The organism is Microcoleus sp. S28C3, assembly GCF_036700785.1.
GTDB classification, from domain to species: Bacteria; Cyanobacteriota; Cyanobacteriia; order Cyanobacteriales; family Microcoleaceae; genus Microcoleus; species Microcoleus asticus.
The window spans coordinates 6,020-29,255 of record NZ_JAUBPO010000038.1; the positions used below are offsets into that span (position 1 = coordinate 6,020).

Below are 23,236 nucleotides of genomic sequence, written 5' to 3' on the forward strand. Positions count from 1 at the left end.
AATTTAGACATTAGCGACAACCCCCCAGATTCATCTGTAGAGTCAAATCTAAAATCTAAAATCTAAAATCTAAAATCGACCAGCGCCGTTGCGATACAAGCCCCAGAAAGGATTGGTGGAACTCACAAAAATTTAGACATTAGCGACAACCCCCCAGATTCATCTGTAGAGTCAAATCTAAAATCTAAAATCTAAAATCTAAAATCTAAAATTGATCGATCGCACCAGCACTTTCAACAGCAGAGGATAGAATCTTCTGAGGTTAGATAATTTGTGCCAGCACCAGCATAAATATAAGGAGAATAGTTTGAAATACCATTTGGCATTAGGTCGCAAAATAGACCTAGATGGAATTGACCGCGATGCACAACTCGGCAAATGCCCTCGCCACGTCCTGCGGGCCCTCAGAGAGAGCTTAAATGCCACCGTTCACGCCCCGGATGGCGAAGCGATATCGTTGAGTGACAAGCTGCGATCGAAAATTTCTTCTAAACCCGAACATTGGGCCGCCGCGCGCAAATTGTCCGAGCAAGTCAGCAGCGACGACGTGATATTTTGTAACGGCGAGGACATTGGGATTCCAATGGCGGCGGTTTGCGGTCAATTGCCCGATCGCCCGAAAATTGTTGTACATTTCCACAATATCGATCGGCTGCGCGGCCGCGTCGCCCTGAAACTATTTGGTTTGGCTGACAAAATTGACGTGTTCATGGCTTGCGCCAGCCCTCAAACTGACTTCCTCCGCAGTTATTTAGCTTTACCTGAATCCCGGATTTTAGTGCATCTAGACCAGACAGACACCCAGTTTTTCACACCCGGCCCCGTTTCTGGCGAGAAAAAGCGGCAAACGGTTGTTAGTGTCGGATTAGAAAAGCGCGACTACCGACTCTTAGCAGCAGCAACTGCTGACTTAGATGTTGACGTAAAAATTAGCGGTTTTTCTAAAGATGCCAAAGCTTTATCGCAAGCTTTCCCCGATACTATGCCAGAAAATATGTCCCGCAAGTTCTACGAATGGCCGGATTTAGTGCAGCTTTACCGCGATGCAGACGTAATAGCAGTTTGTTTGGTCGACAATAAATATGCTGCTGGAGTGCAGGGTTTGCTGGAAGCAATGGCCTGCAAGCGGCCCGTTGTCATTACTCGGACTCAAGGTATGGTCGATTATTTAGCGGCCCCGGATATTGCCAAAGTTGTAGATGTGGGAGATGCAGCAGGTTTGCGCGAGGCGATGGTCCATTTGCTAAAAAATCCTCAAGAAGCTGAATCTCAAGCGCAGCGGGGCTACGAAATGGTTGTGAACCAGCACAGCAGCGAACCTTATGTCGATGTTTTGGCCCAGAAGCTGCGATCGCTCTAAACTCGTAATATCAGCAACGGGCATCCTGCCCGTTCCACAAAACAGAAACTTGGTTGTGGAACAGGCATCTTGCCTGTTCATTAAAAACTGGTAAAACAGGCCGGAAAGCCTGTTGATTAAAAATCACGACTCGCGTCCACTCGCCCACTTATCCCGCCATTTCACAGTCCCTTCCGAAACTAAAACCCAGCGGCGACAAACCAGATTTTCTCGCAGCGGCGACAGTCCTTCCCGTAGCAGGACGTACTTATAAGAAATCAACTTTCCCGCACTTTCATTAAAAGGAATTTCCCCAAACCAAGTATTAGTATTGATATACTCCAACGGGTAAGCCTTACTAATATCCCAATTCCCCAATTCAGGACAATCTCCAATCACCACAATTCTTTCCCCAGGCTGAGTTTTAACGCTGTTAAGCTGCGCCCGCACAATCGTTGTCGCCTTAACTCGCTCTCCGACGCGGCTAAAAATCATTACTTCCCGCGCACCCAACTCTAAATTGTACAGCATCCCGTCTTTAACTTCAAACTTGCGGCGCGATAAAACCTCCGTATGCTCTCCATCAGGCAGCTCAGTATCAACCTCTTCAAGTGTAACAGCATTGCCGCGATTCATCGCTACAAACACCACAGAATCGCGATAGCGGCGCACGTAACAATAAACATCAGGAGTTAGATATTTTTGCCAGTGGCTCCCCATCGAAATAGCTGGATTCAGCCGCCGCAATCCAGACAGCAACCGCACATCTCGGTAAATCGGCGAATCAATATCCCACTTTTCCATCATCGGGCGGTTGTAAGGGTCATTTCCCCCTTCGGTATCATCGTGCAGATACTGTTCGGTGCCGTAATAAATGCAGGGAATGCCGCGAGTAGTCATAATGAAACCTATGGCTAACCGCAGCATTTCTGGATCGGGATTCAACGACTGAAACCTCGGCATATCGTGGTTGTCAATAAAAGTAATCAACTCCGTCGCCCCGTAGTAGCGGTGATCCAGATCCAGTACATCTTGGACTAAGCTAAATCCCGCTTCAGCACCCTTTCCCAATACTTCTCGAATTGCCACGCACAGACCAAAATCTAAAATAGTCATCCCCGACTCGTTGACAAATTCCACAGAACGATCGTTTCTAGGGTCGCTATAAATCCATTCGCCAAAAATGAAAACATCAGGTCTGTGTGTTAAAATGTCAGCATTAAATTCCTGCCAAAACCAAATAGGCATATGCTTGACTGTATCAACCCGCAAAGCATCAACACCTCTGTCTAGCCATTGTTTAATTGCTGATTTAATGTAATTGCGGTAGGCAATATTGTTTTCGTTGAAAGTTGCTAAACCGGACAGTTCGCAGTTTTGGACTTGCCATTCATCTTCCCAGTTTCTGACTTCGCCGTAGTGGTGATACCAGTTATCTGCATCGTCATTAAAATCAGCTATTTTTACGCCGTCGTCGTAGAGTTCCCCTTTTTTGCCACTAAAATCTGGGTTGCTGTGATTGCAGACAATATCGAGCACGAGTTTCATGTTTCGCTGGTGCAACTCGTATACTAATTTGTCAAATACGGTATCTTTGGTTTCTTGTGTTTGGTTGACAGAAGGATTGTCGCCTTTGGCAATAAAACGGGGATTTAGTCGCTTGAAATCTTTAGTCCAGTAGCCGTGAATCGCAGCTTGTTCGACAAATAATGCTTCTACTTGCTCGAACAGCGGAGTCAGCCAAACTGCGGTAACACCCATATCTTTTAAGTAGTCGAGTTTGTCGATAACTCCCTGCAAGTCGCCGCCCCAATATTTGCCCCAATCTTTGCCTTCTGGATCGTAAAGTTCTGGGTTTGGGCCTTCGTTATTTGTGGGGTCCCCGTCGTAAAAGCGATCGACTACAAGGAAATAAATTGTTTCTTGTCGGAATTCAATGTCTCTGGTGTAGAGGAATTCTAAATCGAGTTCGCTTTCTGGCTTAACTTCTTCTACCAGAGACTCAATTTTTTTGTCTGGTTCGCTAACTTCGTATTGAGAGGAAGTTTGATTGGGACTGACTGGTGTCATGAGATGTATTTTTTTATATTGTAAGATTGGTCAGTTATTCGGAGCTAGAGTCGGAGATTGCTTTCTCCTCTGACTGACTTTTACAGCATCATACGGAATTTACTCGTTTAATGGAATCTTCCTTTAGAGAGAGGGCAGACCCATCCTTAAGCATTAGTTGGATGAGAGTTAATATTTAGCGTAATTCTCAATCAAAGAGCCAGAGCGTCAAAAACCTGCGCTACCAGTCTCAGCCTGTTAAAGAGAAAAGGTAGAGTAATTTTGCGATCGTACTTTTTACCTTCCTTTAATTCCTCTGGCAAATTTGGGATATCTTCAACTATCAAACCGTTAGTTTGACTGATTGTTTGATTGTCGAGTATATGGAGAAGCTGCCTAGGAATTTCCAGAGCCTTTTCTCTCATTCCCCGTTCCTTTCTTGCTGTATTCCTTGCTGTATTCCTTTACCCTTGCTATGCAGTAGTATATAAAATTGGTTTGTAGTGAGGACTTTAGTCTTCATAATCTGAAGGCTAAAGTCCTCACTACAAAGACTGTTTATTACGAGTAATTGAGCGGAATCATATCAGAGGTTGACATGGACATCGCACAGCCTACCGACTACTTATATTCTCTTCTGTCAAATCGACTTGTCGAATCTCTTCTAGCGTCATATCCAAGCATTGCGCGATTTGCTAATCGCTCAATCCTATTGCTTGCAAGCGAGTAATCGCCTCTATTTTAGCCTGCTGCTTTCCCCGCAAAAATTCAGGCGACTCTTGAGGTGACTCACAGATTTCACTGAGCCGAATACCAATGATGCAGATGTGACTTTGGATGGGCGCGTTACCGAACCGGAAAAACTCGTTTACGTTCTCGACAAATGGTCGATCGACTGCCTCAACAAACTTCATCAAATGTTTGACAAGTTTGGTTTAAATTTTGGTGCATTCGATATCATTCGCGACGAGGATGACACCCTCTACTTTATCGAACTCAATCCTAACGGACAGTGGTATTGGAGCGAAATTATCACTAAAATGCCTGTGGTTCGCGCCATGGTCGAACTCATCGAAGATTTAGCACTGCAATATCAACAGGATTTAAGTGAGCAACGGCTAAAAAAACAGGATACGCAGAACCCCGGCTTCTTTAAGAGGTGCAGGGATCTAAAAGAAGAACATTTTACATTTAGCTAGAGCGACCTACGTATCCCAAAAAAGATCGATCGCCCTACATCTGCCCAAACCCTAGCTAACTACAGCCACCGCAGACTCTCGCACATCCGAATGCTCCACCCGGAAAACATTTGCGCTCAGATTAGCAACAATTTGTTTCCCGTGCTGCGTCAGTTCCAAATAGCCGATCGCATCCTTTACATACCGATAAACCACATTCCAATAAAACTTTGGATAACCATCCCGCAACTCCCCCGGATTCTGATAGCCCAAAACCCGATTCTGCCCAGTCTCTTCAAACTCGTAAAACAGCGCAGCAATCTTTTGCAAATATCGCGGATCGCTCAACTGACCAATTAAATCAGCAGCGCGAACTAAACCCGGATAATTCGCAGTATCTTGATAATCTTCATCCGCAGGAACCGGGAAACGAGTCAGCTCAATATTACGCTTAACCAGCTCAGCATCAATCAGTTTGTGACCGCCAAAACGCTCGTCAATAAACATTTTTGCCCGATCGACATGATAACGAGTCAAACTCGCATCCGTCGCACCCGGAGGTAGCTTCACTTGCAAATCCTCTATCCCCGTTGCATACAGTCTCAAATCAGTTCTATCTTGCCGACAAACCCCCTTCACATACCCGATATCGTGACACAGCAAAGCAATGTGGAAATGCAGCCAATGTTCACATAAAACACCTCCCTCGCGGATGTGTTTGCCGCGCAGAATCTCCTGTCCCACCAAGGTCACTAAAATAGTGTGTTCCACATTGTGGTAAAGAGCATCGCTATTAGCAATATTTTCCAAAGCCATACTTGCTACCCAAGCAATAATCTCGGCATAGTCATATTTGAACCCGCCGTAGGTATGGCGGTAGCCTTCAATCAGCCGATTTACAAAAGCCTTAATTAGCAGTTCATTTGCGTTAAACATATTCATTTCCCTGTGCCAAAGTAGCTTGTTAAATTATTTTTATAATAATTGTTTTTTCTGTTACCGTTTGATATTATTTTGGCTTAACCGCGACGATGGATGCCTGCTCCTATTGAGAGGCATCCAGTGCTATTATCAACGATAATGACTTAAATTACCGATCGCACAACTAGCAGTTTCACGCACCCCGTACACAATTCACATCAATGGCGATCGAGGTATGACACCCCTCAATCAGCAGTACGGCGTTACATCTTCCCCGCATACGTCAGCTAAAAAGGAGAGCGACCGAAAACGCAACCCCACTAATTCTTCATACACAGGATTCAGCTTGCACATAGGCGGTATGTGGAAAAGATGATGTCCCAATAGCTGGATATCTCTCTCAAAAGGACACTGTGCTGGTATAAGTTGGCACAACCACCGAGCTACTTGCGGATCTCCCACTGCAATGCGATCGAGCCACTGTCGCACTGGTTGGACGAGGCGATCGCCAAAACTTAAGTGTTGGCATTGATTTTTAGGAAAAATACTTGTAGTCGAGTTCATAATTAACCTCAGTAATCATTACTAACAAAGAGTTATGAATCACCCTTCTTAATCATCAGCGAAACCCGCCGTTGCTCGCGTGACGTGAATTAGTTTTATGCGTGACACTCGTTGACCCAAAATGTGATGCGAAGAATTACCATTTGTGATTTAAAATTTGCCAAAGTGTGAGACAGATCACGCCCCCTGTTCCCTACAGAATGTATATTTAGATAGATGGCAATAAAATATGACAGAATAACTTGTAACCCTCGGTCGCAGCTTCCCCCTCCCATCATCTGCGATATAGTACTCTGTCTACTTACTGATAAAGGTATCAGGCAATGATTCAAGACAAAAATAGATGTGCCGACCTTGCTCAACGCCGACACACAGATATCATGCTGGAAAAACTTCCTCTAGAAGTTAAAGAGTGGGCCCAAAGCTTGCCTTGGAACCAGCGGCGCTATGTCTTGTCCCTCTGCTACATATTGTGCGCCTCTACTCCAGACTTGCAAGCAGAATTTTTAGATGATTACACAGCAGACGGTTTAGTCTCAAAAATGTTTGAAGATGTAGATACTCTACACCGAGTAAAAGAGTATTTAATCAGATTTAGAGTCAAAAAAGAATTAAACGAATCAGATTTAAGAAGCTACATCAAACAATTTTATATTCACTCAGCTCAACAAGCGTGCCGAAAAACTGACCAATATTTAGAATCTGCACTCCGCTTCGTCTTGAGTACAGAAGAACGCAATAATGTTTTTAACTACATTTTGGGCTTTGAATTTATTAAAATTGTGTTTCAAATGACTTGGTTGCAACACGAAAGATTAGCGAGACTGCAAAAAAATCAGTCGCAGTTTATTGAAACCTATATCAAGCCGATTCAACACGCACACAAAATTAATGCCATAATTGTACCTAAAGATGAGAGAATATTTTTTGCCAGACGTGCCTATTACGTTCAACAGCCTAACATTTCTTACAAAAAACTGATTGAGTTGGTCATGGCCACTTTTTCTACAGAAATGGTTACTTACTGCGGATTTTCCATCAGCCTCCACGCTCAATCTCTGCGTTTTGACTGCGATTACATTTACGATCCAGAACCAGAAGAAGAAAGATTTCCTACTGACTTGCAATTTATTCATTGAATTTACGCAGTAAGGTGCGCAGGGAGCTGTGCATCCTACGTTGCTTTTTTCTCTTTACTTTTACTTGGGCGTTACGCAAAGGATAGTTTTTCAAGCATTGGGGTTCTAGCCTGCTGCTTAAAACCTGGCTTTTCAGCCGGATTTGATATAAAAAGGATTGCTATATATCAATTAAGCTTCCGCTTGCATTTCTTCAATTTCAAACCAGCTAACTATCACTCCCGCTAGCGGAATAGCCAGAAATATGCCTAAAAGTCCTGCCGATCTTGCGCCTACTAACAGTGCAAAAAACACCACTACCGGATTGAGGTTAAGCGAATTTTGCATGAGTCTCGGATGAATAAAGTTGTCTTGAATTTGCTGCAAAACAATGCAAGCTGCCAAGACTTTTAAAGCTAGCCACACATTTTGAGACAATACAATAAAACACACTAAGCTAATTCCCAGCGTGGCTCCGATCCCCGGAACTAAATCAAACAATCCGATAATAAATGCTAAAATTAAAGGAAATCTCACATCTAATAGCAGGAAAATTAAAAAGCTTGCTGTTGTCAAAAATAACATTAACAGAATTTGTGCCTGAAAAAATCCTAAAAAGTTTCGCTCTATTGTTAAACTTAAACGCCTGTGCAGGTGTCTGGGTATAAATTTGAGAACCAACAGCCAGAGCCTCTCTCCATCAAGTAACATGAAAGAAGCCACCACCATAATTAATATTAAATTCAATAAATTGGTTAAAAATACTTGTAAAAAAGCAATACTCGATACAACTCCAGCCAAAGCTTGATTTCGCAGTTGTTCCTCAATAACTCGCAGATTAACTTGTAGGTTTCTCGCCCGCAGGAATGCTTCGATGCGCTCGGACAGAGGCGCCAGAGCATTCACAAATTCAGTCATGCTGTCAATTAATTGCTGCCCTTGAGATAAAAGAGTGACGCCTACGGTGACGGTGAGACCGCCAAAAACTAAAATGGTGAGCAAGACAACGAAGGCGACAGCTAAACTTCGCGGTAAAAATCTCTGGAGAGTTCGCACCGGATAGTTGAGTAAAAAAGCCACGAGTGCAGCAATCGTGAAAACCGCGACTGCAGTTTCAAAGTAAGCTAAAAGTTGCAGTCCAGCCCAACCTGTAGCAAATAAAAGCAAAAACCGGACTAAGACTAAATTGCTTAGCATATTCCAAAAATTGGGAGGAGTTCTTTCTGGCTCTTTCACAGGGATTTCTAGGGGTTAATAATAGCTCAAAAATATTGCAGAGTGATCTTTTAGAATCGCACTAAAGATATATATGCGGCTATCCCCCTCAAGGCAGAAAACAGATGTCGAAGGAAGAAGGAAGAGGGCAGAAGGAAGAAGCTAGAAGGAAGGCAGTAGGCAGTGCTTTCTAACTTCTGTCTGAGGCAGGGGTGGCTTCTCTTCACCATACGTGGGATCGTAACGAATGCTGAATGAAACACGCCCGCGATCGCACAAAAACTCTTTCTGACTCTAAAACCGCCTCGTAAACTCTTTGCGGTGGCAGTATTTGTCGCGGCAGCCCGATCGCAACTAACACACAAACGCTCAAATTTGCTGGCGTCGAAAAACCCGGTTTCGGTGTCAGCCGCGAAAAATTTCAACTCTGCCTCGTGGAAGATAGTATGAACAGGTCAATTTTTGGGATACTAGAAACTAGCACTCAACTTAGCTGAGGAACAAACGTGCTGCTATCAAAAGGCTTTGAAGTAGAAATGTATACCGGCACTCCCGAAGGTGAGGTGGTCGGTCTCTCCGATCGCATAGTTGCCGATCTAGAGGGATTTGTGCGGGAGCCTGATAGCCGCAATGTGGAGTACACGACCGCCCCGCTGTGCAGCTACGATCGCCTGCTGTGCGCCTTAGTCAAGCCGCGAGTCCGGCTGCGCGAGTATCTCAAACAATTGGGCGACTATACCTTGCTGCCGGGAAGTACCTTGTCTCTCGGGGGGAGCGATCGATTTTACAGATCCGATCCCAACAACCCCTACCACACCTACATCGAGCAAACCTACGGCACCAAAGTCGTCACCGCAAGCATTCACATTAACATCGGCATCTCCCAACCAGAAATGCTGATGCGCGCCATCCGCCTCGCCCGGGTCGAAGCACCCCTGTACCTTGCCATGAGCGCCTCTTCCCCCTTCCTAGACGGCGAAGTCACGGGCTATCATTCCACTAGGTGGGGTTTGTTTCCCAAAACTCCTGCCATCGTCCCCCTGTTTGAAAGTCACAGACATTACATCCAGTGGACTGAAGAACAGCTAGAACTCGGTACCATGCAAAACGTCCGCCATTTGTGGTCTGCCGTGCGACCCAATGGCGATCGCCGACCCTACTGTCTCAACCGCCTGGAACTGAGAATTTGCGACCTCGAAGTAAATCCTCTGGCTTTGTTGGCCATCACTGCCTTACTAGAAGCTCGCATTTGGCAGATGATGGAAGACCCCAGCTTAGACCCCTTAGAACTCAGCACCTTACCCGCGGCCACCCGCAACCAAGACTTAGTTGCCCTCACAGACGCCAACGAAATTGCTGCATCCCGGCAAAGTTTGGATGCCGAACTCACCCACTGGCAAGACGGCAGAACTATTCTGGCACGAGATTGGATTGAGGAAATTTACCGAGAAGTCTGGCCGATCGCCAAAAAACGAGGCTTTAGCTGCTTTCTCTCGCCGCTCAAAAAGATTCTCCGGGAAGGTAATACCGCCCAGCAGTGGTTGAAGCTGCACGAGGGCGGTTCGGACACCCGCAGTATTATTCTGCAAGGGATTAATGGCATGGCTCACCAAGAATGGGAGCTCGAAGACAACTTGTGCGCCCAGTTAGTTGCCTGAAGTACCCGCCGTTATTATAAGGGGGGCTTTCACTAGCCCCCTGGCTATGCGTACTCAGCCAATAATAGAAATAGCCGGAACCTCGCAAAAAAGTTGCAGATCGTTGCCCAAAAAGCAATCAGAATATTTAATCAATGGAGCTCGACAAAGGTTATAAATAAAAGCTATAGGTAGATCTACCTTTGGATAGTTCTATAAATTTCCCACTTCCTGTATTTACTGCTTTTAATTAGCTTCATGCCCCAACTTGTCTTGATTCACCCGCAAATCCCCCCGAACACTGGCAATATCGCCCGCACTTGCGCTGCCACAGGCACGGAACTGCATTTAGTTGGCCCCCTGGGGTTTGAAATTAGCGATCGCTACCTGAAACGGGCCGGCTTAGATTACTGGCCCTACGTCAATCTCCACTGCCACGAAGACTTAGCGGCTTTTCTGGCCTGTCGGCAGCAGCGCGGGGGGCGATCGATCGGATTCAGCACTGGCGGGCGATACAGTTACGCGCAATTCCAATTTCAGGTCAGCGACTGGCTGATGTTTGGCTCGGAAACTGTAGGCATTCCCCAATTCGTCTTAGATGCCTGTGACGCCACAGTTTTTATTCCTATGAGCCAGCCTGGAGTCAGGAGTTTGAACCTCTCCGTCAGCGCCGCTGTAGGTTTATTTGAGGCTAAACGACAGTTGGGCGAGCTGGGATAAATCATTATCAACACATAAATATATAGATATTTAATAGCTGCCGGAGGCTGCCAAATCTCATTTTTTATATAAGAAATTTGTATCAAAGCAGTGAAAATCTAGATAGCTGAGATTAATATATTTTATTCATTCAAAAACAGATTGTTATCAGCAACACCAAATTACTCGCAAGAGGATTCAGCAACAAAAACAGAGGATTTTAGCGATTTAGGGCGTCAGCGAGCACCAGCTTGGGTCTGAACACTATATCTAGTAAATATACGGTTGTAGCCTGTCCGGAAATTAGCATAAAGTCGGATAATAGGTAAGAGTTCAGAGCCTTACCGGAACGAAGATTTTATGTATTCGTTCCAGCTATTGCAGTGTAAGGGTTTTGGGGTTAATTGCAGCAGGTTTGACCGAGAATTTCAAAATTTCTGACGGTTTGAGCTTGTCTAAATTAAAAAAGCAAGGTAATCTGGCCTAAGCATGATAGCTGTCAACAATCAGAATATTTTTGCTTGTTGATTTAAATTCAGCGTCATGCGATCCCCTTGAGTGTTTCCAAGGACAGTTAGCGCTTCTCAGTAGGAGGTCGTTTTTTTGAAACGAACATATCCCCAAATCAAGCCTGTTCAGGCTAGTGAAATCGACAAAGACGGTTCTGCGGAACCGTCCAAACAGACAACGCTCAGCACAGGCAGAGTTCGCTCTCTCGCCACGATCGGGCTGGCAATATCGGTAGGTGCTTCTGGCATCCTGCTACCGAGAAATGGAGACAGCGCTCGCGCGTCTGAACTCGCACCGACATCTGAATCCACCGCTGAAGTACAGCCAGTCTCGGCCAACGGGCCCGCTACCTCCGCACAAGTTGATGGTTCCAGGGCCGAACAGCCCGGACCGCCTTCTGACCCAGTGACGGTTAATGTGCAGCAGGGGCAAAGCCTTTGGGAGCTGTCTCGGGATTATGAAGTTGAACCGTTGGCACTAGCAACTGCTAACGACATCAAACCCGATACCCTACTCCAAGTTGGTCAAGAACTGACAATTCCTATGGCTCCGGGAGCCGCGCCACAACAGAACGCCGCCGACTCCGCCGTGGCTTCGCTAGAGCGCGCAGCGGCGGTCAATCCCGAAGAAAAGTTAAATCTGGCTGGCTCCGAGCCGTTGGATAGTGCTGCCCTGACAGCGCAGCCATCAACCGCAGCGACCCCGCTGGTCACGGCGGTACCGGAACAAAGTTCGATCGACATCCCGAACGCAGACGGGGCGATCGACAGTTTGAAAAAACAGGAAAACCGCACCACAGAATCTGGTCGGGCGCTGTTAGGGTATGAAGGGGGAGCAAATTTATCTACACCTGCGGCATCTTTGCCGGAGTCAGCACCGACGCTGGCATCCCCCGGCTCTGCAACTCAGACAACTATTCCCGATCTCGGGACGACACCTGTAATTCCCAATGCCGGGGTCGGTCAAGCAACATCGCCCGATCGAGCATTCGAGTCAATTGAACAGTCTCTGGCAACACCGAGTTTGCCTTCGGCTGTGCTCGTCACCCCTGCAGGAAGTACCGCCGCGCCGGCTGGGGTACTCTACAGCGTGCGTCCGGGAGATACGCTAGATGCGATCGCCAAAGGTCACGGCGTATCACCCAAAGAGCTGATCTCTGCCAACAAGCTCGGCAACCCCAACTTGCTGAACGTCAATCAACGGCTGAAAATTCCCCAAGTTGGGTTAAATAATCCAGCGGTGCAGGCGGCAGCCTCTTATTCTGCCTCCAACTCTACATCTGTATGGTCTGCGGCTTCGGTTCCCGCATCTTTGAACCCCAGCTCGTCTACCCCGGAAATAGCCAGTGCTGGCGTTGGATCGCCCGCGTCCACAGTGCCGGTTGTCTCTCCCCTGGCGAACTTGGAAGGTCTGAACAATATTTCAGCGCCGATGGTTCCCCAAATTAATAGCATTCCGCTAACTCAAGTTTCCCAAACCATTAGCGACCCCGGGAAGCTGGATCTTCAAGGCGAACCAACCTTTACAGGTGCAGTTGATACCAGTGCCCTGCCAATGCCAGCCAGTGCAACTGCTACCGCTATCGCTACGGGAGAATACCCGCAGGCGATCGGCTTCGTGCCAAATACTAGCGCTCAGGCTTCAAATGCCTATCCAACTAGCGCTTTACCAGAGTCGAATTCGGAGGCTCTCCCTACCGCAGAAGCTCTCAACCCTTATTCCGAACGCTTGAGGGCAGAAGTTGTCAGGCTGCGAGAGGAATATCGTGCCTCGCGCAATTCGATCGGCGCCAATGCGGTGTCCCTGACTCCAACGGACGGGCCCTCGGTCAACCCGTCTGAGGATATGCCAAGTGTAAATCCATATCTCTACACCCCCGACTATACTGAGGCGGTGCAGAATGAAATCAGCAGACCGCCATCGAGAGCCTGGTCTGAGCAGGTTCAGAAGCAGCAGCAAGAGCGTTTAGACCCCGCTCGCGCAGCTGAACTGCAACCGATCAACCTGACGCCGACCTCTGCTCAGCAGCGGCCTGTGGTAGCAACTGCTCCTATGGGGGCCGACGGTTACGATCCCCTAAGCAACCCGTCTTTGGGACGCATGGTTTCTCCAGAACTGCCTCCGCTTTCGAGCCCTGAGACTTATCTGCCTAACGGCAAACAGTCGGCTAACGGGTTTATTTGGCCGTCTAAGGGCGTTCTGACTTCTGGCTACGGTTGGCGCTGGGGACGGATGCACAAGGGAATTGATATTGCAGGGCCGATCGGCACGCCAATTGTGGCAGCATCTGACGGGGTGGTTACCTATGCTCAGTGGAATGACGGCGGCTACGGGTATCTGGTGGAAATTACCCATGCAGACGGCACTGAGACTGTCTATGCCCACAACAGCCGGATTTTGGTGCAAAAGGGTCAGAAAGTCGCTCAAGGGGAACAGATTTCCGAAATGGGCAGCACGGGCTTTAGTACCGGGCCGCACTTGCACTTTGAAGTCCATCCCGCCGGACAGGGTGCTATCAATCCAATGGCTTTTCTGCCCGACGATGCGTCCAGCGCTTCTCGGTAACGACTGGTCGGAAGTTATGGGTTTTGAATGATTACCAAAACTCATAACTTTTACTAGAAGTTATTAGAAATAGTGTTGTTTTAAAACAAGACATAGCTCGCCTTAGCGTGCTACGATAGTAAATCGTGAACTAGATTTGGCTCAGTGGCGCAGTGGTTAGCGCAGGGGACTCATAAGCCCAAGGTCGCAGGTTCAAATCCCGCCTGAGCCATTCTTTAATCAAAAAAACCGCGCTCTCAATTTTGAGAGCGTGTTTTTTTGATTTCTCTACAACATACTTGTAGTCGTTATGAGTATGATATATTTGTAACAGTTCGTAAAAAAGGAAACAAAATCTATGACCAGTGAATGCCTCCGGGTTGGTCAAGCTGCACCCGATTTCGCAGCAACAGCCGTAGTGGATCAGGAGTTCAAGACAGTTAAGCTGTCAGACTATAAAGGCAAAAAGTATGTAGTCCTCTTCTTCTACCCCTTGGACTTCACCTTTGTGTGCCCGACTGAGATTACAGCATTTAGCGATCGCTTCGAGGACTTCAAGAAAATCGATACCGAAATGCTCGGCGTATCCGTTGACAGCGAATTCTCTCACCTCGCTTGGATACAAACAGACCGCAAATCAGGCGGTGTCGGCGACCTCAACTATCCCTTAGTTGCTGACCTCAAAAAAACAATTAGTTCTGACTACAACGTCCTCGACCCAGAAGCAGGGATTGCCCTCAGAGGTCTGTTCATCATCGACAAAGAAGGCATCATCCAACACTCTACTATCAACAATCTTGCCTTCGGCCGCAACGTGGACGAAACTCTCCGCACTCTGCAAGCTATCCAATACGTCCAGTCTCACCCCGATGAAGTTTGTCCCGCCGGCTGGCAGCCCGGTGACAAGACTATGACTCCCGATCCGGTCAAGTCTAAGGTATTCTTTGCTGCGGTTTAAGCACATTCTATTTGTACGGGCACGGCCCTGCCGTGTCCGTACCTGCAGAGTCATTCATTTAACCGGATTTTTAATTACCAATTAGCAATGAGCAATTACGCAATTAGGAAATATGCTGACTTCTACTAATTTTAGCGGCTTGTTAAATCAGCGGTTTTTCCAAAATTTATTGCCTGTTCCGGCGACTAATGTTCTGAAGCTTGGACATAGGACGCCAGATTTTGAATTGCCGGATATTAATAATGGCAAGTTGGTACGGCTGTCGAATTATCGGGGCGATAAGCCAGTAATTCTGGCTTTTACGCGGATTTTTACTGAAAAGCAATATTGCCCTTTCTGTTTTCCTCACATTAAAGCTTTGAATGAAAACTGGGAAAAATTTGCCGATCGCAATATAGAATTATTGATGATTGCCAGTACCGACGATCGCCAAAGCCAAATAGTTGTTAGAGATTTAGGCTTGAAAATGCCTCTGCTGTCCGATCCCGGCTGTCAAGTGTTTCGGGCTTATCAAGTCGGTCAGGCTTTAGGTGCTCCTTTGCCCGCTCAGTTTGTTTTGGATGCAGAGGGAAAACTCCTCTTCAAACATTTGTTTTCTTTCATAGACCACAATGCTAGTGTGGACACTTTGCTGCAATATGTCGATCGGTAAGAAGATGGGTGCTGTGTCCTAATTGGGAGTTTCTAACCGCTGATGCACGCTGGTGTAGGCGCATCAGCGGGATTTTTTCATGGGTTGACACTGGCTGCTACAGCTTTTTAGTTATAAATACTTATTGTGCCAATTGGGATGGCGGAATGTTGTCATGTTCGCTCGACATTAATCTAGGCTATAGCTTGAAGGTACCTAGTACAAGTTTAAGCCGATGTCGTCTCCCAAAGGTCGATCGAGCAAAATTGAATTGAGCGTCTTAGCGTCGCATCCTGAGTTGTTAACAGGTTTAGAAGCGTGGCTGCGGCTGGGTTTGCTTTCGCCCGCCGAGGTTGAGCAGTTGTGCCGGCAGTATTTAGTCTGCCCGCTCAGAGATCCCGCTGTAGATATTTCTGAAATTGAGGGCCCGATTACTCCTGTGAACGAGCCAAAAGTACCTGCCTTATCAACGCCTCAAGCATTACCTAGCAGCAGAGAAAGCGTTGCTACGCCTACAGAAACTACTCAAACCCCTAATTTGATCGCTCAAATTTTGCACTCGCTAATGGCAGAAATTAGCGTGGTGTGGCTGTTGTTTTTAGGAGTGTTCATGGTAGTTGTCTCCTCAGGAGTCTTAGCTGCCAGTCAGTGGGAAAGATTTCCTGCTGCCGGACAATATGGAGTTTTGTTAGCTTATACTTTAACTTTTTGGGCGATTAGCAGTTGGGCAAACAGACAGCAGAATTTGCACTTGACTGCTCAAACTTTGCAAGAAGTGACGCTGTTGCTAGTGCCGATCAATTTTTGGGCAATGGATACTTTTGGATTGTGGCGGTATCCTTGGGACTGGGCGGTAGCAATCGCAGCGGCACTTATTTTGAGTTGGATAACTGCCCGGATTATAAAAGATCAATACCAAAGCTTTTCAGGAAAAAACATCGCTCGATCGATCGCCCTAAATCACTTGGGATTGAGTTATTTGCACTGGGGGTGGGGAAGTGCTGGCTTTTCCCTAGCTGCGGTCTATTTAGGTACAGTGGGAACTGCTGCTGCTACAGTTTATCAAGTTCAGCAACAACGATTGCAATCTATCCAACGCGCGGGAAATACTGAAACATTCGCTGCTGCTTTCAGTTTGAGCAGAGATTTTCTGACTTACAAAAAAGCTGCTTTAGTAGCTTATTCCTTAGGGATTTTACTGGGTCGGGCGATATTTGTCAAGGATGTAAATATCGCTGAAATGGGTTTAGCTTTGGGAATCTGCGGCGTGCTTTTAGCATGGCTGGATTGGCAGCACCCCCTCGCATCTGGGACTATCAAAAACAATATATCCGACCAGCCCAATCCCAGCAACTTTTTTAACTGGCAATTAGCGGGAATGGGTTTGGTGGGTTTGGGATACCTGGTTTGTTTTCGCGACATTCCGCTAGAGGCGATCGCAGTTAGCGGATTGGCTCTTTGGTTTTTTTATAATCGTTTAGTGCGGTTTTGGCAAGAGTTTGATTTGCTAATGCTTGAGGCGGTGGGACTTCAGAGTATTTGGCTGTTTTGGCGAGTGCTTCCTTTAGGGATTAAAACACAATTTGTTGCATTTTTAACTCAGCTTACAAACTCTCAGCAAACTCCTTGGGCTTTTTGGGGTGTTCTGCTGTTGCCTTATTTAATTTTAATGGTAAGTGCAGCGCAGTGGCTCTACCGCCAGCGAAAGTTCCAACTTGCCCGTTTTGGCGAAAACCTTGCTCTCGGTTTAGGGAGTGTTTTAACTGTTATTAGTTTAGTCAATCCGTTTTGGCGATCGCTCAATTTATTAATCTCTACTTTAATTTTAGGTTGGATAACTTGGAAATACGTAATTCCCGACAATTACCGGCGAGTTTCGACGCCTGCTTCTGCGGCTGAACAACAGGGAAATCCGGCAATTTTGGTTCCCATAACTCACATTATGGGTTTAGGCGCGATCGCTTCGGCAATTGACTTATTTTTCCCAAACCTGACACCCAATATTTGGTCAGCAATATTATTAATATTCATGGCGAGTGAATGGGTATTTTTTGTCTGGATGAAAGCGGCAAATTCCCGAGAAAACTCTGCATTTTTCCGCTGGCACACAGCATGGTTCCAAAGTTCCTGGTATTTGGGCTTAGTATTAGCAGGATTCAGCTTTATCTTGTTGCAAAATTATGTGCTTCCGGGTACTGCAACTCATCGTGCTCAGTGGAGTTTGCTCTGGCTGGCGACTCCTTTGGCTTTGACTGCTGTTGCTAAATATACTGAGGTTCCTCACAAACAAGTTGCCAGTACCTTTAGTACGATCGCCCTAATATTCGCACAAGTTCTAATTTTTATTTTTCCGGGATATCGGTTAATTGGTCTGGGTTTGGCAGCCGGATTAATGTTGGTCAATACTTACTATTTAGTCGAGATACCAGCGGCTGTGATTGGAGTGGGGTTTGGCTTGAGTTTCGTAGCTGCGGCGATCGATCAATTAGGTTTTGTGTCGGGTTGGGATTGGGGAATTGCCGGGGCGATCGCTATTTTGTGTCTGTGGTTGCTTCGCAGCATGATTGTTCGTTTTTCCAGGAGTTTACCTGAGCCTTTTCCATTAGCTGAAATTTACGATCGAGCTTTAGATGGGTGGGCAATCTTACTTGCAGGCTTACTGTTAACAACTATTACTTTTTATTCCTATGAACTATACGCAGACAGTACCTTGAATTTGCCGCCCTCTACTGAAGTTTTGGCTGCTATTTTGGTGATAATGGCTGCGATAATTTTCCGAAGTTTACGCCAACTTTCGCCTCTGGCAATTTATGCTGTGGCTTGGAGTTTGGAGTTGTTGACAGCAGTCGGTTTGAGTTTTGTCGATCGCACTACGATTAATTTGGCAGTTGCTAATATTGCTCTCGGATTGTTTACTCAATTGTTGGGGGATTGGTGGCGGCGGCGCCACCCGGATCGAACAAATTTACCTAGCATTCATTTTATACCTTTGGTTTACGGGGTATTGGGTTTAACTTTCCGATCGCACACTTTTGCGAATTGGACTGGTTTAACTGTGTTGGGTGCGTCTTTAATTGCGATCGGCATTGGTAGGCGGGAGCCAGAATTCAAACCTTTGGTTTATTTGGGGTTAATTGGTGTGTCCGTTGCTGCTTACGAATCGCTACTGTATCAACTTTTTCAAACACCGGGAGGAGCTTTTGGCGACGGTTTAATTGTCCTGGCAACTCTCGGCACAGCTTTAACATATATCTATCGCATTTTATCTCCTTGGCTGAGCAATTATTTACATTTAACTAATGCAGAGTTAAAAATATTTGCTCACCTTCACTGGGTTTTGAGCAGTTTGCTGCTAATTTGGGCTTCTGCCGATGATATTAAGTCCGGCCTAAATTTAGGATTAGTCACTGGTGCTTTATTAGTTCAATATGCTTTCTTGCAAGGGCGAAATAATCTCGATCGCCAATGGGGAGAAATTTGGATTTACTTGGGCTGGCTAGAAGCCTTTGGCATCCGGCTTTATTGGATCAATACGCCTTTAGTTAAGTATATTTCCGGGCCGCTGGGGCCTTGGAAAGTTGCCCTCGCTTCTCTATTAGCTTATTTCATTTACATTTTGCCTTGGGACAACTGGGGTTGGTCAAAAAAACCTTGGCAGGTAATTGCTTCGCTGATTCCAATAGTTACTATTTTGGAAAGTCCGGCTAAGTTTTATCCGATTAGCTTGCTGATAGCTGCTACCTTCTATTTTTTCCTGGCTTGGGAAAGGGAGGAAGTTCGTTTTACCTATGTCAGTGTGGCGATAATTGACTGGATAATGCTGCGGTGGTTCTGGCAAATAGGATTGACTCAGCCAGAGTTTTATGTTACTCCTTTAGGATTTTCTTTACTTTACATTACTCAGTTCGATCGCACTCTCAAATTACCAGCAGAAAAACCGCTGCGCCACACTCTGCGAATGGTTGCAACTGCGCTGATTTGCGGGATACCTCTTTTGACTCAGCAAAGCCACGGTTTAGTTGCAGGAGCTTTTAGTTTGGCTGCTATTGCAGCGGGTTTGGCGCTGCGAGTTCGGGCGTTTTTGTTTGTGGGAACGGCTGTATTTTTAATCAATGTTTTCTATCAGTTGGTGGTTATAATCTTCGATTTTCCGCTGATTAAATGGGCGATTGGTTTGGCTTTTGGGATTGTGTTTATCTGGATTGCTGCTACTTTTGAAACTCGGCGCGATCGCATTTCTGCTTTTGTGCAGCATTGGGTTGTGCAATTACAATCGTGGGATTAGATTCGTCGATTGTAAGGCGGGCAATGCCTGTCCTACAGAACGACTACTGCTCGATGTAGTATAATCACATTATTAAACATGGGTCGCAGACAAAAACTTCAATATTCCTGTAAGAAACAATGATGACAACTCAGTTAATCAAGCGGTTATTTACAGTAAAAGAATATCATCACATGATAGAAGCTGGCATCTTGACCAAAGATGATAAAGTTGAATTAATTCGAGGAGAAATTGTTCAAATGGCCGCCGTCGGTAGAAGGCATACATCTCATGTCAAGCGTCTGACAGAGTTATTCTATATCCGCTTATTATCGAGAGTAACCATTGGAGTTCAAGATCCGGTAGAATTGGACGATCACTCGGAACCTGAACCGGATATTTCTTTACTGCGGCGGCGCGATGATTTTTACGAATCGGGACATCCTCAGTCTGAGGATATTTTACTAATTGTGGAAGTAGCGGATGCAACCGCTGAAACTGACAGAAATATCAAAATTCCTCTTTATGCCGAAGACAATATTTTAGAAGTTTGGCTGGTAGATATTAACGAGCAATGTGTAGTAGTTTATCGCGAACCTTCTCCCTCGGGATACCAAAATATTCAAAGATTTCAGCGGGGTCAGGTTTTATCTATTCTAGCTTTTCCAGATGTAGAAATTGCTGTAGATAATGTGTTGGGATAACAGAGTCATAACTCATACCATTTTAGATTTTAGATTTTAGATTTTAGATTTTAGAATTGGAAATGACTTATTATATAAGGATTTGGAGCTTGGCTAAAATTGCTTTTTTTAAACTGGTTTCATTTAATTAAAAACCCGGTTTCTCGGAGAAACCGGGTTTTTAATTAACAGTATTTATCCGTTTGTAGAGTGCATTAATGGCTCAATGCGAATTCTGGCAATTTCGGCTCAGATGAACCATCGGGCACTACCTTAACCTGACCGTTTTCATCCACATCAACGATCGCCTTTTGGCCTTCTTTCAGCTTCCCAGACAGCATTTCCTCAGCCAGTACATCTTCCAACAACCGCATGATTGCGCGGCGCAAAGGTCGAGCACCGTAGCTGGGATTGTAGCCTTCTGTAACTAACAGATCCTTGAACCGTTCCGTCACCGACAAAGTAATACCCTGTTCGGTTAAGCGGCTGAAGACTTGCTGCAACATAATGTCCGCAATCTGCTTCACTTCTTCCCTGTTCAACTGGCGGAAGACGATAATCTCATCCAAGCGGTTGATAAATTCGGGACGGAAAAACTGTTTCATTTCTTCGTTTACCAAGCTGCGAACGCGGTTGTACTGCGCGTCTGCGGCACTTTCAGTAAACTCGAAACCGAGACCGCCGCCGCCTTTTTCAATCACTCGCGAACCGATGTTTGATGTCATCACCAGCAGCGTATTCTTAAAGTCTACTGTCCGACCTTTCGCATCGGTCAAGCGGCCGTCTTCCAAGATTTGCAGCATCATGTTGAAGACATCCGGGTGAGCTTTTTCGATTTCGTCGAACAAGATGACCGTGTAAGGACGGCGCCGGACTGCTTCTGTTAGTTGGCCGCCTTCATCGTAGCCAACGTAACCCGGAGGCGAACCGATGAGTTTAGAAACCGTGTGGCGTTCCATGAATTCGGACATATCTAACCGAATCATGGCTTCTTCCGAACCGAAGAAATAAGTTGCCAGGGCTTTTGTAAGTTCCGTTTTGCCGACGCCTGTGGGGCCGGAAAAGATGAAACTGGCGATCGGGCGATTGGGATTTTTCAAGCCTACCCGCGCGCGGCGGATAGCCCGAGAAACTGCGGTGACAGCTTCTTCTTGACCGATCAAGCGCTGGTGCAAAGTATCTTCCATGTGCAGCAGCAATTCCGATTCGGATTCTGTCAGCTTGCTGACCGGTACTCCCGTCCAATTAGCCACGATGTGAGCGATGTCTTCTTCGGTGACGATCGGAGAAGTTTTGAGTTGGCTTTTGTTGATCGTAGCTTCGGCGATTTCGGCTTCAATTTCTAATTCGCGATCGCGCAATTTTCCAGCTTTGTCGAAGTCTTGCTCGCGCACTGCTGCATCTTTTTCTTTTGTTACTGCAGGCAGTTGCTTTTTGAGCTCTTTAACTTCGGGCGGGGTTTGTGAATTCATCACGCGGACGCGGGAACCTGCTTCGTCAATTAAGTCGATCGCCTTGTCTGGCAAAAACCGATCGTTAATGTACCGGTCAGACAGTGTGGCCGCTGCTTCTAAAGCTGCGTCGGAAATTGTCAGTCTGTGATGCTGTTCGTAAGCCGATCGCAAGCCGTACAATATTTCTATTGTTTCAGCCACGCTCGGTTCGCCGACTTTGATCGGTTGGAAGCGGCGTTCTAAGGCAGCGTCGCGCTCGATGTGCTTGCGATATTCGTCCAAGGTAGTTGCGCCGACACACTGCAATTCGCCTCTGGCAAGGGCGGGCTTGAGCATATTGGAGGCGTCCATGCTGCCTTGAATTGCGCCTGCACCGACTAAGGTGTGAATTTCATCGATTACCAGAATGATGTTGCCGGCAGCGCGAATTTCGGCCATGATTTTCGTCAGCCGTTCTTCAAATTCGCCTCGGAACTTGGTACCAGCAATCAGCGAACCCATATCGAGGCTGATTACTTGTTTGTCTTCTAAAATTTCCGGGACGTTTCTATTAACAATCCGCTGGGCTAAGCCTTCGGCGAGGGCTGTTTTGCCGACTCCCGGTTCGCCTACTAAGACTGGATTGTTCTTCGTGCGGCGGCCGAGCACTTGGATCACGCGCTCGATTTCATTTTCGCGGCCCACCACGGGATCGAGTTTGCCGGCTGCGGCTAACTTGGTCAGGTTTGTGCCGAATTCTTCTAAAGTCGGGGTTTTGCGATCGCCGCTATCTCCCCTGCCTCCGGGTACCGCCGCCACTTCTCCCACGGCACGAATTACCTGCGTGCGGACTCTCTGGCGATCGATCCCCAAGTTTTGCAGCACCTTCCCCGCCACCCCTTCGTCGTCTTGGATCAGCCCCAGCAGGATGTGCTCGGTGCCGATGTAATTGTGGCCTAACTGCCGCGCTTCGTTCAGCGCCGTCTCAAAAATGCGCTTAACGCGGGGCGTAAAAGGAATTTCCGGCGGGAGGAACCCGGAACCCCTACCGATGATATTTTCGATTTCATTGCGCGCCTCTTTCAAGTTGAGGCCCATATCCAGTAATACTTTTGCAGCGATGCCAGTGCCTTCGCCGACGAGTCCCAGGAGGATTTGCTCGGTGCCTACAAAATTGTGGCCGAGGCGCCGCGCTTCCTCTTGGGCTAGCATGATTGCTTTAATGGCTTGTTCTGTAAAGCGTTCAAACATATTTTTTCTATCCTACTGTCTTGGCGAGGGCTGTATCGCTGCTGGTAAGGAGCGATTTGGAACACTACACAAATTATAGATGTAAATTTTTGTGTATTTCCTTCTCTAACAATGTATCTTGCTAAGGGAGGAGGGACAGTGGGGAGAGCCGAATAGTAGGGGTGTGGTTGCCGTCCGCTGTCGGTGGGATATTAATTGAGAATAATAGTAGCAAAATGGCTTGATTCCATTAATAATATCAT

General features: G+C 46.5%; 17 protein-coding genes and 1 tRNA gene. 11 read left to right on the forward strand and 7 right to left on the reverse strand.

From position 1 onward, the window contains the following. The first annotated feature begins 307 nt into the window (after positions 1-307). Positions 308-1,360 carry a glycosyltransferase gene (locus QUA13_RS13530; protein ID WP_333199158.1) on the forward strand — a complete coding sequence of 351 codons (1,053 nt, stop codon included), beginning with the start codon at positions 308-310 and terminating at the stop codon, positions 1,358-1,360. A gap of 123 nt (positions 1,361-1,483) precedes the next feature. On the opposite strand, the gene QUA13_RS13535 is transcribed toward QUA13_RS13530, so the two are convergent. The 3 genes from QUA13_RS13535 to QUA13_RS13545 form a co-directional block, all read right to left on the reverse strand. Further along, entirely contained in the window at positions 1,484-3,409 is a 1,926-nt protein-coding gene (locus tag QUA13_RS13535) for an alpha-amylase family glycosyl hydrolase (protein WP_333199161.1), read from the reverse strand. Between the two features lie 191 nt (positions 3,410-3,600). After that, positions 3,601-3,813: a hypothetical protein gene (locus QUA13_RS13540; protein ID WP_333199164.1), complete on the reverse strand. Its 213-nt coding sequence runs from the start codon at positions 3,811-3,813 to the stop codon at positions 3,601-3,603. Between the two features lie 270 nt (positions 3,814-4,083). Next, complete coding sequence (locus QUA13_RS13545; protein WP_333199167.1) at positions 4,084-4,302, reverse strand: hypothetical protein; 219 nt, start codon at positions 4,300-4,302, stop codon at positions 4,084-4,086. Positions 4,303-4,305: 3 nt separating this feature from the next. On the opposite strand from QUA13_RS13545, the gene QUA13_RS13550 reads away from it, so the two are divergent. Then, a complete protein-coding gene (locus QUA13_RS13550; protein WP_333199169.1) occupies positions 4,306-4,587 on the forward strand; it encodes a hypothetical protein in 282 nt (93 codons plus the stop codon). A gap of 51 nt (positions 4,588-4,638) precedes the next feature. On the opposite strand, the gene QUA13_RS13555 is transcribed toward QUA13_RS13550, so the two are convergent. After that, a complete protein-coding gene (locus QUA13_RS13555) occupies positions 4,639-5,502 on the reverse strand; it encodes an Npun_R2479 family HD domain-containing metalloprotein (RefSeq protein WP_333199171.1) in 864 nt (287 codons plus the stop codon). Between the two features lie 234 nt (positions 5,503-5,736). Beyond that, a complete protein-coding gene (locus QUA13_RS13560; protein WP_172186305.1) occupies positions 5,737-6,051 on the reverse strand; it encodes a Mo-dependent nitrogenase C-terminal domain-containing protein in 315 nt (104 codons plus the stop codon). Between the two features lie 323 nt (positions 6,052-6,374). Here QUA13_RS13560 and QUA13_RS13565 point away from each other — a divergent pair, with 323 nt between their 5' ends. After that, complete coding sequence (locus QUA13_RS13565; RefSeq protein WP_333199173.1) at positions 6,375-7,190, forward strand: cobyrinic acid a,c-diamide synthase; 816 nt, start codon at positions 6,375-6,377, stop codon at positions 7,188-7,190. Between the two features lie 171 nt (positions 7,191-7,361). Here the strand turns inward: QUA13_RS13565 and QUA13_RS13570 are convergent, their stop codons facing one another. Then, complete coding sequence (locus QUA13_RS13570) at positions 7,362-8,405, reverse strand: AI-2E family transporter (RefSeq protein WP_333188826.1); 1,044 nt, start codon at positions 8,403-8,405, stop codon at positions 7,362-7,364. A 485-nt stretch (positions 8,406-8,890) separates the two neighbouring features. Between QUA13_RS13570 and gshA the strand changes: the two genes are divergently transcribed. From gshA to QUA13_RS13610, 8 genes are all read left to right on the forward strand, one after another. Next, the gene (gene gshA, locus QUA13_RS13575; protein WP_333199176.1) at positions 8,891-10,042 is read left to right on the forward strand and encodes a glutamate--cysteine ligase; all 1,152 of its coding nucleotides are present in this window, start codon (positions 8,891-8,893) and stop codon (positions 10,040-10,042) included. Between the two features lie 237 nt (positions 10,043-10,279). Continuing rightward, positions 10,280-10,741, forward strand: coding sequence for a tRNA (cytidine(34)-2'-O)-methyltransferase (locus tag QUA13_RS13580; protein ID WP_172186301.1), 462 nt, complete (start codon positions 10,280-10,282; stop codon positions 10,739-10,741). Positions 10,742-11,323: 582 nt separating this feature from the next. Further along, on the forward strand, positions 11,324-13,795 hold the full coding sequence (locus QUA13_RS13585) for a peptidoglycan DD-metalloendopeptidase family protein (protein WP_333199179.1): 2,472 nt from the start codon (positions 11,324-11,326) through the stop codon (positions 13,793-13,795). A gap of 138 nt (positions 13,796-13,933) precedes the next feature. Continuing rightward, positions 13,934-14,006, forward strand: a tRNA-Met gene (locus tag QUA13_RS13590). Between the two features lie 126 nt (positions 14,007-14,132). After that, positions 14,133-14,732: a peroxiredoxin gene (locus tag QUA13_RS13595; protein WP_333199181.1), complete on the forward strand. Its 600-nt coding sequence runs from the start codon at positions 14,133-14,135 to the stop codon at positions 14,730-14,732. A gap of 112 nt (positions 14,733-14,844) precedes the next feature. Continuing rightward, entirely contained in the window at positions 14,845-15,384 is a 540-nt protein-coding gene (locus tag QUA13_RS13600; protein ID WP_172186298.1) for a peroxiredoxin family protein, read from the forward strand. 214 nt (positions 15,385-15,598) lie between these two features. Beyond that, complete coding sequence (locus QUA13_RS13605) at positions 15,599-19,648, forward strand: hypothetical protein (protein WP_333199183.1); 4,050 nt, start codon at positions 15,599-15,601, stop codon at positions 19,646-19,648. 122 nt (positions 19,649-19,770) lie between these two features. Continuing rightward, entirely contained in the window at positions 19,771-20,331 is a 561-nt protein-coding gene (locus QUA13_RS13610; protein WP_333199244.1) for a Uma2 family endonuclease, read from the forward strand. Between the two features lie 194 nt (positions 20,332-20,525). Here the strand turns inward: QUA13_RS13610 and QUA13_RS13615 are convergent, their stop codons facing one another. Then, on the reverse strand, positions 20,526-22,994 hold the full coding sequence (locus QUA13_RS13615; protein WP_333199185.1) for an ATP-dependent Clp protease ATP-binding subunit: 2,469 nt from the start codon (positions 22,992-22,994) through the stop codon (positions 20,526-20,528). Positions 22,995-23,236: the final 242 nt, after the last annotated feature.